General features: G+C 58.1%; 11 protein-coding genes, 1 pseudogene and 1 riboswitch. Of the genes and pseudogenes, 4 read left to right on the top strand and 8 right to left on the bottom strand.

Annotated elements, in window-relative coordinates:
- Both RIFP1SYM_RS13280 and RIFP1SYM_RS13285 read right to left on the bottom strand, forming a co-directional pair.
- Window positions 1-232, bottom strand: a pseudogene (locus RIFP1SYM_RS13280) (hypothetical protein); the annotation flags it as partial.
- Window positions 233-335: 103 nt separating this feature from the next.
- Entirely contained in the window at window positions 336-773 is a 438-nt protein-coding gene (locus RIFP1SYM_RS13285; protein WP_005965592.1) for a hypothetical protein, read from the bottom strand.
- 191 nt (window positions 774-964) lie between these two features.
- On the opposite strand from RIFP1SYM_RS13285, the gene RIFP1SYM_RS13290 reads away from it, so the two are divergent.
- The gene (locus RIFP1SYM_RS13290) at window positions 965-1861 is read left to right on the top strand and encodes a phosphoribosylaminoimidazolesuccinocarboxamide synthase (protein ID WP_006474814.1); all 897 of its coding nucleotides are present in this window, start codon (window positions 965-967) and stop codon (window positions 1859-1861) included.
- A gap of 112 nt (window positions 1862-1973) precedes the next feature.
- On the top strand, window positions 1974-2216 hold the full coding sequence (locus tag RIFP1SYM_RS13295; RefSeq protein WP_232433094.1) for a glutaredoxin family protein: 243 nt from the start codon (window positions 1974-1976) through the stop codon (window positions 2214-2216).
- Between the two features lie 84 nt (window positions 2217-2300).
- Here RIFP1SYM_RS13295 and fba read toward each other — a convergent pair whose 3' ends face one another.
- The 6 genes from fba to RIFP1SYM_RS13325 form a co-directional block, all read right to left on the bottom strand.
- Window positions 2301-3365: a class II fructose-bisphosphate aldolase gene (fba, locus tag RIFP1SYM_RS13300; protein ID WP_005965598.1), complete on the bottom strand. Its 1065-nt coding sequence runs from the start codon at window positions 3363-3365 to the stop codon at window positions 2301-2303.
- 120 nt (window positions 3366-3485) lie between these two features.
- Complete coding sequence (gene pyk / locus RIFP1SYM_RS13305) at window positions 3486-4934, bottom strand: pyruvate kinase (protein WP_006474818.1); 1449 nt, start codon at window positions 4932-4934, stop codon at window positions 3486-3488.
- Window positions 4935-5017: 83 nt separating this feature from the next.
- Window positions 5018-6199, bottom strand: a complete 1182-nt coding sequence (locus RIFP1SYM_RS13310; protein ID WP_039960511.1) for a phosphoglycerate kinase — start codon at window positions 6197-6199, stop codon at window positions 5018-5020.
- 214 nt (window positions 6200-6413) lie between these two features.
- Complete coding sequence (gene gap / locus RIFP1SYM_RS13315) at window positions 6414-7418, bottom strand: type I glyceraldehyde-3-phosphate dehydrogenase (RefSeq protein WP_005965605.1); 1005 nt, start codon at window positions 7416-7418, stop codon at window positions 6414-6416.
- Window positions 7419-7499: 81 nt separating this feature from the next.
- Window positions 7500-9488, bottom strand: a complete 1989-nt coding sequence (tkt, locus tag RIFP1SYM_RS13320) for a transketolase (RefSeq protein ID WP_005965607.1) — start codon at window positions 9486-9488, stop codon at window positions 7500-7502.
- Between the two features lie 326 nt (window positions 9489-9814).
- A complete protein-coding gene (locus RIFP1SYM_RS13325) occupies window positions 9815-10372 on the bottom strand; it encodes a thioredoxin family protein (RefSeq protein ID WP_039960513.1) in 558 nt (185 codons plus the stop codon).
- Between the two features lie 168 nt (window positions 10373-10540).
- Between RIFP1SYM_RS13325 and metK the strand changes: the two genes are divergently transcribed.
- Both metK and RIFP1SYM_RS13335 read left to right on the top strand, forming a co-directional pair.
- Window positions 10541-11713 (top strand): methionine adenosyltransferase, encoded by a 1173-nt coding sequence (gene metK / locus RIFP1SYM_RS13330; RefSeq protein ID WP_005965611.1) that lies wholly within the window; start codon window positions 10541-10543, stop codon window positions 11711-11713.
- Between the two features lie 116 nt (window positions 11714-11829).
- A riboswitch (S-adenosyl-L-homocysteine riboswitch) is annotated at window positions 11830-11914 on the top strand.
- A gap of 20 nt (window positions 11915-11934) precedes the next feature.
- A partial coding sequence (locus RIFP1SYM_RS13335; protein ID WP_039960509.1) for an adenosylhomocysteinase occupies window positions 11935-12858 on the top strand: 924 nt, incomplete at its 3' end.

Raw genomic sequence — 12858 nt, forward strand, 5'->3', positions numbered from 1 at the left:
CGTCATCGATACGCACCAAGTACTCGATCCGCGTCATCAGCTCCGGAGTATGAGGAAAGGGGGTATCCTGTCGATAGCGCATGAAGTGGCGGGGTTTACCTTCGACACTGAGCAGCGCCATCATCTCTTCCGCCCGCAGGCCCCAGCTCTCGAGCATATTCAACACACTCTGGGTCATATCGAGCCGGTCATTCAACGACATCTCGAACTCTGCTGTCTTATTCTCTGTCATAGTTCACCCGGGAGCCCCAAATACGTAGTCGTGATCATGGTTATTGGAGGGGCAGTCTAACATGCCGTTGCCGGACTATTTCCGGCTCCTGATCATGGATTTATTAGCTGCTGAACAGACGCCTCCACCAGCGTTTGCGATTATTCGGCAGCTGCTGGGTTGCCGGTAGATCCACCGGCGGAATTTTGCTCAGCACCCAACCCGGTAGAGGAGGGTTGTCACTGTAACCGCAGGAGACTCCCAGGTTGTTCGGGTCGTAGATCTTGACGAAGCTGGGCTGCCTGAGATCATCCGCATAGACGATGCCACAGTAGTTCTCCTTATGCTCTTCCCGCAGCAGGGTGTCGATCTCGCTGATGAAGCGGTTGAATGCAGCACTGTCCAGCACCGTACTGGGCGGCGTCTCGCCGACTGCATAGACATACCAGCCGCCTTCGGCATCTTCCCTCAACACACCCCACAGGTCATCCAGATGGTGCCAACGAAGTGCCGAGGTAAAGCTGCCACGAAATGCCACCAGATAGTGCTGTTGTTCTGTCATGTGAGCGATCCTCTCAAGTTCTCTCTCCTCCCAGCTATACGCTGCGCGGTGCGATCTGGATGCGGCCCTATCAGGCCGTCAGTCAAGAGTTGCGTTTATACAGCCGCTTATCAGCCAAGCAATTGTTTTTTTTGCAGGCTGCCCGGCGAAAAATCCGGTTATAATGCCGATTTGTATCCACGGCAACCGCTATGATCGAAACTGCTAACACCCTCTTCCAATCCGAACTCCCCGATTTGCATCTGCTCAATCGCGGCAAAGTCAGGGACATCTACGAAGTCGACAGCCATCATCTGCTGATCGTCACCACCGATCGTCTCTCGGCATTCGATGTGGTCCTGCCGCAGCCGATCCCCGGCAAGGGCGAGGTACTGACCCGGGTCTCCAACTTCTGGTTCAAGCGCACCGAAGCGCTGGTACCAAACCACCTCTCCGACCTGCCGCTCAGCAGCATCATCACCGATGCCGACCAGCGAGCCGCACTGGGTGACCGGGCGCTACTGGTACGCCGCCTCAAACCACTGCCGGTGGAGGCCATAGTGCGCGGCTATCTGATCGGCTCCGGCTGGAAGGATTACCAGCGCAGCGGCGCTGTCTGTGGCATCCAGCTACCGCAGGGGCTACAGCAGGCCGACAAGCTGCCAGAGGCGATCTACACCCCCTCCACCAAAGCCGCAGTTGGCGAACACGACGAGAACATCAGCTTCGACAAGACCGTCGAACTGCTCGGCGGTGAACTCGCAGAGCAGGTGCGCGATCTCAGTCTGCACATCTACACCGAGGCGGCGGAGTATGCGCGGAGCAAAGGCATCATCATTGCCGACACCAAGTTCGAGTTCGGGCTGGACGATAACGGTGTGGTGCACCTGATCGATGAGGCGCTCACCCCTGACTCATCCCGTTTCTGGCCGGCTGATCAATACCGACCGGGAATCAGCCCACCGAGCTTCGACAAACAGTTTGTGCGGGACTATCTGGAAACCCTGGATTGGGACAAGACCCCGCCCGCCCCGGAACTGCCCGCCGAAATCATCAACAAAACGGCCGAAAAATACCGCGAGGCGGAACGACAGTTGACAGGAAACTAAGTCGTCAGCTAGCGTGGGGCGTAACAAATGTTACGCCCACTTACCACAGGACAGAGAACATACGGTAACTGCCTTGCACATGAATGGCCAAGAAGAAAAAACAGCAAAGGTCGTGATCTACACTACCCAGCAGTGCAAGCACTGCAGACAGGCCAAAGCCTGGTTGAAGCAGCACGGCGTCCCCTTTCTCGACTTTGATGTCGGGAAACCAAACAAGATCCAGAAGAAATTCTTCAGTATTGGCGGACGTAGCGTCCCCATGTTTGTGGTGGGAGAGCAGCAGCTTACCGGGTTCAACCCCAACAAACTGAAAGATTTTCTCTCGCGCTCCGGACTGATCCCCTCCCCCCGCTGAATCCCACCAATAGGGCTGCCTGAAGCAAAATCAGATGATAAAAAAAGGGGCCCTAAGGCCCCTTTTTTAGTATGCTGCGGCCAATCAGCTGACCTTGGGATCAAGCTCGCCTGTTGCATACCTTTCGAACATTTTCTCCAGGGAGATCGGGGTGATCTTGGAGGCCATGCCGGCAGAACCAAATGCTTCGTAGCGGCTCTTGCAGATATCGGACATCGCCTTGGTCGCCTCTTTGAGGAACTTACGCGGATCGAAGTTGCTCTTGTTCTCTTCCAGGTGACGGCGAACGGAGCCAGTGGAGGCCATGCGCAGATCGGTGTCGATGTTGACCTTACGCACGCCGGACTTGATACCTTCGACGATCTCTCCAACCGGTACGCCATAGGTCTGGCCCATGTCACCGCCGTAGTCGTTGATGATCTTCAGCCACTCCTGTGGCACCGAGGAAGAACCGTGCATCACCAGGTGGGTGTTGGGGATGCGCGCGTGGATCTCTTTGATGCGATCGATACGCAGGATCTCACCGGTGGGCTCCTGGGTGAACTTGTAGGCGCCGTGGGAGGTGCCGATGGCGATGGCCAGAGCATCCACGCCGGTCTGCTTGACAAAGTCCGCAGCCTCTTCAACACCGGTCAGCAGCTGATCCATGTCCAGCTTGCCCTCGGCTCCGTGGCCATCTTCCTCACCCATCTCACCGGTCTCCAGAGAGCCCAGGCAGCCCAGCTCACCCTCGACGGAAACACCGCCGGCGTGCGCCATCTGCACGACCTGTTTGGTGACATTCACGTTGTACTCAAAGGAGGAAGGGGTCTTGCCGTCGGACATCAACGAGCCGTCCATCATCACCGAGCTGAAACCGGACTGGATGGAACGCAGGCAGATGTCTGGGGAAGCACCGTGATCCTGGTGCATGCAGACCGGGATGTGCGGATACATCTCGATCGCCGCCTCGATCAAGTGGCGCAGGAAGGGCTCACCTGCGTAGGAGCGGGCACCAGCAGAGCCCTGCAGGATAACAGGGCTGTCAACCGCATCAGCGGCCTGCATGATAGCGTGTACCTGTTCCATGTTGTTGACGTTAAACGCCGGAAGTCCGTAGCCGTTCTCGGCAGCGTGGTCGAGAAGCTGGCGCAGGGAAATCAGGGCCATGATTGCCTCCTAATCTGTAGTGTCAAAACCAAAAAAACCGTCCATTGGATCGCCGGAACAGAAGCTAGCAACAGCCTGTCGTTCCGAGCTTTAAATTCTTTCTTGGAGTTCGTGCTCTGCTCAATCACCCCGATAGCGCATGTGTTCGCCGACCCGCATGATCTTCATGATGTTGGTCTGCCCCTCCACACCGGAGCGATCGCCCTTGGTGATCAGCACCAAGTCATTATCACGTACCTCGCCGCGACGCAGTAGTTCGTCGATCACCTCTTCATTGACCTGGTTGTAGTCGGTGCTGGCGACGTCGAAGCTAACCGGATAGACACCGCGGAATAGGGTCACTTTTCGACGAGTCTTCACATTGCGGGTCAACGCGTAGATCGGGATACCAGAGCTGATGCGCGACATCCATTGCGGGGTGGAACCAGACTCGGTAAGCGCTGCAATCGCCTTCACCCCAAGATGGTTGGCGGTGTACATGCTGGCCATGGCTATCGCCTCATCGACCCGACCAAACACCGAATCGATGCGGTGTTTCGAGCGCTTCACGGAGGCCTGTTTTTCCGCCTCGATGCAGACTCGATCCATGGCCTCGACCACTTTATGGGGATATTTGCCCACCGATGTCTCGGCTGAGAGCATCACTGCATCGGTGCCATCAAGCACCGCATTGGCCACGTCGAACACCTCGGCGCGGGTCGGGATCGGACTTTCGATCATCGACTGCATCATCTGGGTGGCGGTGATCACCACGCTGTTCATGCGTCGTGCCGTCCTGATCAGCTCTTTCTGAACCGCTGGAAGCTCGGCATCACCGATCTCCACACCCAGGTCGCCGCGCGCCACCATGATCGCATCCGAGGCCTCGATGATCTCTTCTATGACATCCAGCGCTTCGGCCCGCTCGATCTTGGCGACAATACCCCCGTCACCACCGGCCTCCTCCAGCAGGCGACGTGCCTCGCGCACGTCATCCGCGCAGCGCACGAAAGAGACGGCTAGATAATCCGCATCGATCTCGGCAGCGAACTTGATGTCTTGCTTGTCTTTCTCGGTGAGGGCCGGTGCAGAGAGACCGCCACCCTGCTTGTTGATGCCCTTATTGTTGGAGAGCTTACCACCGACCACCACCTTACAGTGGACCTGCTTGCCCTCCACTTCGGCGATCCAGAGCACAATGGCCCCATCATCCAGCAGCAGGGTATCGCCGCGAGCGACGTCGTTGATCAGATCCGGATAGGTCAGACCAACACGCTCATCATCGCCATCGGTGAGTGGGCATTCGGCATCGAGGATGAACGCGCCATCCTCTTCCAGCATCACGAAGTCGGATTTGAAGCGCCCGATACGTATTTTCGGTCCCTGCAGGTCGCACAGCACACCGACCTGACGGCCACTGGCGCGGGAACGATCACGGATGCGCTCAGCACGCTCACGCTGCTGATCATGAGGATCATGGGAGAGGTTGAGGCGAACCACATCCACCCCGGCATGGATTAGTTTGTCCATTACCTTGGGGTCGTCTGTGGCCGGGCCCAGGGTTGCAACGATCTTTGTACGTCTTGGCATATTTAACTCAGTTGTAGGAGCGTCGCCCCTTGGCGCGAAGAAGTAGTATAAATCGCGGCGCAAGGCGCCGCTCCTACCAGAGATCAGCCCTTGGCACACTCTTCAAGCATCGCCACAGCAGGCAGGGTCTTGCCTTCAAGATACTCGAGGAAGGCGCCGCCGGCGGTAGAGATATAGGTGACTTTATCGTAGATGTCATATTTCTGGATAGCGGCAATCGTGTCGCCGCCACCAGCCAAACTGAAGCAGTCGGAATCGGCAATGGCCATGGCGACAGTCTTGGTACCCTCACCAAACTGATCGAACTCAAACACACCCACGGGGCCATTCCACACCACGGTGCCTGCCTTGGCGATGATGTCGGCCAGCTCCTTGGCGGAGTCGGGGCCAATATCGAAGATCATGTCGTCGTCTTCCACATCCCCTGCTGCTTTCAACACAGCCGGCTCGGCTTCCGCAAAATTCTTACCGCAGACCACATCGGTGGCGATCGGGATATTGGCACCACGGGCCGTCATCTTCTCCACCAGGGCCTTGGCGGTATCAACCAGGTCGTCTTCACAAAGAGACTTACCGACATTGTTGCCCATCGCCTTGAGGAAGGTGTTGGCGATACCACCACCGACCACTAGCTGATCAACCTTCTCAGAGAGGGCCTCCAGCACCGTCAACTTGGTGGAGACTTTGGAGCCACCAACAATGGCGACCATCGGGCGGGCCGGATTGGCCAGCGCCTTAGCCAGGTTATCCAATTCGCTGGCCAGCAGCAGGCCGGCGCAAGCGGTGGGGGCGAATTTGCCGACACCGTGGGTAGAGGCCTGGGCGCGGTGGGCGGTACCGAAGGCATCCATCACGAAGACGTCGCACAGAGCTGCGTACTTCTTAGCCAGCTCTTCGTTGTCCTTCTTCTCACCGGCGTTGAAACGCACGTTCTCAAACAGCACGACTTCGCCGTCCGCCACTTCAGGGGTGTTCTCCAGATAATCCTTCACCAGGCGCACGCTTGTGCCCAGCTTAGCAGACATGTCTTCAGCGATCGGCTGCATGGAGTTTTCATCGTCGGCCTTGCCCTCTTCCGGACGCCCACGGTGCGACATAACCTGCACCTTGGCACCAGCCTTGACACAGTGTTCGATAGTCGGCATAGAGGCAGTGATGCGGGCGTCGGAGGTGACCTTGCCGTCTTTGACAGGAACGTTCAGGTCAGCACGGATAAGAACGCGCTTGCCGGCAAGATCGAGATCGGTGAGCTTGATGAAAGCCATGATCAACTCCTTCATAAGTGTTCTAAAAGATATGACTGTTTGGTAAACCACCTCTCAGCCGAGAAGTCGCTTAACGAACAGCCAGCGTAGGCTGGGTCGAGTGAACGAAATCCCGCAACAACAATCTGTTGGGGTTCGCCATGCTCAACCCAACCTACCGGCTAGCAGCAAATTGTGTACCCACTGCTAGCCGAAGGCTGGACAAGGCTATCAGTTACGCCGATACGTGCTTCACAAAGCGCAGCATGTTGCAGGTGTAGCCGTACTCGTTGTCATACCAGGAAACCACCTTGATGAAGGTGCCATCCAGTGCGATGCCAGCACCTGCATCGAAGATGGACGAGTTACCGCATCCGCGGAAGTCGGTGGAAACAACCTTCTCGTCGGTGTAACCCAGAGTCTCGCTCATCGGACCGGATTCGGAGGCTTCCTTCATGGCCGCACAGATGTCGTCGTAAGACGCATCTTTTTCCAGCTCAACAGTCAGGTCGACTACAGAAACATCAGAGGTCGGTACGCGGAAGGCCATACCGGTCAGTTTGCCGTTCAGCTCAGGCAGTACAACACCCACAGCTTTGGCAGCACCAGTGGAAGACGGGATGATGTTTTCCAGGATACCACGGCCACCACGCCAATCTTTCATGGAAGGACCGTCAACGGTCTTCTGGGTAGCGGTTGCAGCGTGAACGGTGGTCATCAGGCCACGCTTGATGCCCCACTTGTCGTTCAGGACCTTGGCGACAGGTGCCAGGCAGTTGGTGGTGCAGGAAGCCGCGGAAACGATGGCCTGGCCTTCGTAGGTCTCGTGGTTAACACCGTGTACAAACATGGGGGTGCCGTCTTTGGAAGGCGCAGACATGACAACCTTCTTGGCGCCTGCGTCGATGTGCTTCTGGCAGGTCTCTTCGGTCAGGAAGAAGCCAGTGCACTCGATAACCAGATCGGCGCCGATGTCGCCCCAGGCCAAGTTGGCCGGATCACGCTCAGCGGTCAAACGGATGTTCTTACCGTTAACAACCAGGTTGCTGCCGTCTACAGCGATGTCGCCATCGAAGTTACCATGTACGGAGTCGTACTTCAGCATGTATGCGAGGTAGTCAGCGTCCAGCAGGTCGTTGATACCAACGACTTCGATGTCACCAGCGAAATCCTTAGCGATTGCGCGGAAAGCCATGCGGCCGATACGACCGAAACCATTAATACCTACTTTGATAGTCATGTTTGATTCTCCGTTAAAACGTAATATTTTGTCGTTAATTGATCTGCTTAACGGACGCCTCGCGGCGTCCGTTGCAATGCCTTAGGCGGAAACTTCGTTGATCGCTGCGACAACGTTTTCCACGGTGAAGCCGAACTCTTTGAAGAGCTGACCCGCCGGTGCGGACTCACCGAAGCGATCAACACCGATCACCTTGCCGTTCAAACCGACATATTTGTACCAGCTATCAGTGACCGCGGCCTCGACTGCCACGCGGGCGGTGCAGGCAGCCGGCAGCACGGACTCTTTATAATCCGCGTCCTGGGCATCGAAGACGTTGGTGCAGGGCATGGAGACCACACGCACCTTCTTGTCGGACTCGGCCGCAGCCTTGACTGCCAGATCGACTTCAGAACCAGTGGCGATGACGATCACATCTGGAGTACCGTCGCAGTCGACCAGCACGTAGCCGCCCTTGGCGATGTCGGCGATCTGCGCGTCGTTACGTTTCTGGTGCTGCAGGTTCTGACGGGAGAAGATCAGGGTGGAGGGGCCGTCCTTCTTCTCTACCGCGCACTTCCAGGCCACTGCGGTCTCGACCGCATCGGCAGGACGCCAGGTATTCATATTGGGGATCATACGCAGGGTCGGAATCTGCTCGACTGGCTGATGGGTCGGGCCGTCCTCACCCAGTCCGATGGAGTCGTGAGTGTAGACGAAGATCGACTGAATCTTCATCAGCGCCGCCATGCGCAGGGCATTGCGAGCGTACTCGGAGAACATCAGGAAGGTGGCGCCATAGGGGATAAAACCGCCGTGCAAAGTGGCACCGTTCATGATGGCGGACATACCGAATTCGCGCACACCGTAGGAGATGTAGTTGCCGTCGGCGTGACCCTCAGTGATTGCCTTGCAACCGGACCAGGAGGTCAGGTTGGAGGGGGTCAGGTCGGCAGAGCCGCCCAGAAACTCAGGCAGTAGCGGACCGTAACCGTTGAGGGTGTTCTGGGAGGCCTTGCGGGTCGCAGGGGACTCAGCCGCTGCATTGACGGAAGCGATGAACTTGTTGGATTCCTCTTCCCAGTTGGCAGGCAGTTCGCCGGCCATGCGGCGTTTGAACTCGGCGGCCAGCTCGGGATGTGCGGCCTCGTAAGCGGCGAACTTCTCATTCCAGGCAGACTCGGCGGCTGCACCAGCATCCTTCGCGTCCCAACCGGCATAGATATCTTCCGGGATCTCGAATGGACCGTAATTCCAGTCCAGCTGCTCGCGGGTCAGCTTGATCTCATCATCACCCAGCGGCGCACCGTGGCAGTCGTGGGTACCGGCCAGGTTCGGAGAGCCGAAACCGATGGTGGTCTTGCAGCAGATCAGGGTCGGCTTATCGGTAACCGCCTTGGCCGCTTCGATCGCCGCGTTCAGGGCGTCTGCATCGTGACCATCGACACCAGGGATGACGTGCCAGCCGTAAGCCTCGAAACGCTTGGGGGTATCGTCAGTGAACCAGCCCTCGACGTGACCGTCGATGGTGATGCCGTTGTCGTCCCAAAAGGCGATCAGCTTGCCCAGACCCAGAGTACCGGCCAGGGAGCAGGCTTCGTGAGAGATACCTTCCATCATGCAGCCGTCGCCCATGAAGACGTAGGTGTGATGATCGACGATCTCGTGGCCGCGACGATTGAACTGGGCCGCCAGGGTCTTCTCGGCCAGCGCCATGCCCACACCGTTGGTAATGCCCTGACCCAAGGGGCCGGTGGTAGTCTCAACGCCGGGAGCGTAACCGTACTCGGGATGCCCCGGAGTTTTGGCGTGCAACTGACGGAAGTTCTTTAGGTCATCCATACTGAGGTCGTAGCCGGTCAGATGCAGCAGGGAGTAGATCAGCATCGAGCCGTGACCGTTGGAAAGGATGAAACGGTCGCGGTCGGCCCAGTCCGGGTTGGCCGGATTGTGCTTCATGTGGCCGTTCCATAGGACTTCGGCGATGTCCGCCATACCCATGGGCGCACCGGGATGGCCGGAGTTGGCTTTCTGCACGGCATCCATGCTCAAAGCGCGGATGGCATTGGCGAGTTCTCTGCGTGAGGACATTGATCACTCCTGATTTAGATGTACAAATCTTATCTATCGGTTTGCTCGGGACTCTGCCAGAGGGTAATGCCCCGGCCTGCAGCCCGAAAACGGCGGCATCTCCGCCATCCTGAAACGGGGGTATCCATCTCGCCGCTGTCTGGCTCTCAAAATCGAGCCTGCAGATGCCAGCCGCGGACAAAAGGTGAGCTATTCTGCCCCAACAAAAATGTCTGGGCAAAGAAGAAGCCCTTATAGGTGCGATAAAGAATGCTGATGAAAACTCCAATACTCATTATTGGTTTTTTATGTCGACCTCCAGTCAACAAACCGCCCTGTCCCGGAAATCACTCGTCAAGCCACTTGATCGAGCACCCCATGCTCGGAATCTGCTGCTGTGGGCCCTGGGCAGTCTCCGCCACCTGCTTCATCGCCTCAAACAAGTCGCGCCGCACATCGGCTGCCGCCGCCTGCTTGCGGCTTTCATCAAGACGCCCACGATACTGCAACTCAAGGCTGGCGTTGTAGCCAAAGAAATCCGGGGTGCAGACCGCACCATAGGCCTTGGCCACCGCCTGAGTCTGGTCTAGCAGATAGGGGAAAGGGAAGTCGAACTCCTCCGCGACACGCTGCATATTCTCAAAAGAGTCCTCCGGATATTCGCTGGGATCGTTCGACATAATCGCCACCGAATTCACGCCCAGACTCTTCAGCTCCCTGGCGTCGCGCACGATGCGGTCGCGGATCGCCTTCACATAGGGGCAGTGATTGCAGATGAACATGACCAGAAGGCCCTTCTCACCCCGGCATTCGCCGAGCGACCATACTCTGCCATCGACACCAGGCAAACTGAATTCGGGCGCCCCGTGACCAAAATCACATACCGGCGTTTGCAGTGATACCATGCTCTTGCAACCCTGTGAGTAGTTGATTGAAATTCCGGCCGGCATTATGCAAAAAGCAAAACCAGGTGTAAAATCGCCGCCTTTGACCAGGGATAGCCACACTACCTAGGCGCGGGTCCAGCATTTCTTTCACCTTCCCCCGAAGGACCAAGCACGGAAATAAATACCATGGCCAGTGAATATATCTTCACCTCCGAATCTGTCTCAGAGGGGCACCCCGACAAAATGTCCGATCAGGTATCGGATGCCATCCTCGACGCCATCCTGGCAGAAGACCCCCACGCCCGAGTCGCCTGTGAGACCCTGTTCAAGACCGGCATGGTGATGATCGCTGGCGAGATCACCACTACCGCCAAGCCCGATTACGAAGCGATCATGCGCCAGACTATCAAGGAGATCGGCTACAATAGCTCCGAGATGGGGTTCGACTGGGAGACCTGCGCAGTGATGACCGCCATCGGCGTACAGTCCCCCGACATCAACCAGGGTGTCGACCGCTCCCGCCCCGAGGACCAGGGCGCCGGCGACCAGGGCATCATGTTCGGCTATGCCACCAACGAGACCGACGTGCTGATGCCGGCCCCGATCCAGTACGCCCACCGCCTGGTGGAGCGCCAATCTGAGGTGCGCAAGAGCGGCGAGCTCGACTGGCTGCGCCCCGATGCCAAAAGCCAGGTCAGCTTCCACTACAAGGATGGCAAGCCAGTCAGCATCGACGCGGTGGTGCTCTCCACCCAGCATGCCGATGTGCTAAGCGAAGCGGCCCTTCGCGACGCGGTGCTGGACGTCATCGTCAAGCCGGTACTGGAACCCACCGGCCTGCTGACCAGCGACACCAACATCCACATCAACCCCACCGGCAAGTTCGTGATCGGCGGCCCGATGGGTGACGCCGGCCTCACTGGCCGCAAGATCATCGTCGACACCTACGGCGGCGCGGCGCGGCACGGCGGCGGCGCCTTCTCCGGCAAGGACCCCTCCAAGGTCGACCGCTCCGCCGCCTATGCCGGCCGCTATGTCGCCAAGAACATCGTCGCCGCCGGCCTCGCCGAGCGCTGTGAAATCCAGGTCTCCTACGCCATCGGCGTGGCCAAGCCAACCTCGATCATGCTCGACACCTTCGGCACCGGCAAGATTGCCGACGAGAAGATCATCGAACTGGTACACAAACACTTCGACCTGCGACCCTACGGCATTCTAAAGATGCTCGACCTACTCAACGCAGCGCAGATCAAGTACCGCAAGACCGCCGCCTACGGCCACTTCGGCCGCGAGAACGAGGGCTTCACCTGGGAGAATACCGACAAGGCGGTGGTACTGAAAAACGACGCGGGGCTTTAAGGCCCAGTCAAGATAAGGGGGTCGGAGTCGATACGAGATAATACCATACGATTAACCTAGTTACTCGCCGGATCGACTCCGACCCCGGCCAGAAAAATTCAAAATCACACATCCTCTCCTCCGAGGAGCGCTGCAACGGGCAACAACGCCCGCCAGGCTCGGAGCGAAGGAAAAAATCGTAAAAAACCGCGCTCACTCACGATATTCAGGAGTTGATTACCATGAGTGAGTTTACTGACTACAAAGTCGCTGACATGTCCCTGGCCGATTGGGGCCGCAAAGAGATGCGCATCGCCGAGACCGAGATGCCAGGTCTGATGGCACTGCGTGAGAAGTACGGCGAATCCAAGCCACTGACCGGTGCCCGCATCACCGGCTCCCTACACATGACCATCCAGACCGCAGTACTGATCGAGACCCTGGTGGAGCTCGGTGCCCAAGTGCGCTGGTGTTCCTGCAACATCTTCTCCACCCAGGACCACGCCGCCGCCGCCATCGCCGCCGCTGGCATCCCGGTCTACGCCTGGAAGGGCGAGACCCTGGAAGAGTACTGGTGGTGCACCGAGCAGGTCATCAACTGGCCTGGCGACCAGGAACCCAACATGATCCTGGACGATGGTGGCGACGCCACCCTGCTGGTACACAATGGCGTGAAATTCGCTGCCGAAGGCGTCCCAGAGCCCAAGGATGACGACGCGGACGAGTGGAAGGTCATCCTGAGCGTACTAAAGCGCTCACTGGCAGAAGACCCGACCCGCTACAATCGCATGGCCGAATCGATCCGCGGCGTCACCGAAGAGACCACCACCGGCGTGCATCGTCTCTACCAGATGGTCGAAGCAGGCGAACTGCTGTTCCCCGGTATGAACGTCAACGACTCAGTCACCAAGTCCAAGTTCGACAACCTCTACGGCTGCCGCGAGTCACTGGTGGACGGCATCAAGCGCGCCACCGACGTGATGATCGCCGGCAAGGTCGCCGTGGTCTGCGGCTACGGCGACGTGGGCAAGGGCTCGGCCCAGTCCCTGCGCGGTCTCGGCGCCAACGTATGGATCACCGAGATCGATCCGATCTGCGCCCTGCAGGCGGCGATGGAAGGCTACCGGGTGGTCACCATAGAAGATGCGCTGCCGGTGGCCGACATC

Origin of the sequence: endosymbiont of Riftia pachyptila (vent Ph05) (assembly GCF_000224455.1) — a bacterium.
Lineage (GTDB): Bacteria > Pseudomonadota > Gammaproteobacteria > Chromatiales > Chromatiaceae > Endoriftia > Endoriftia persephonae.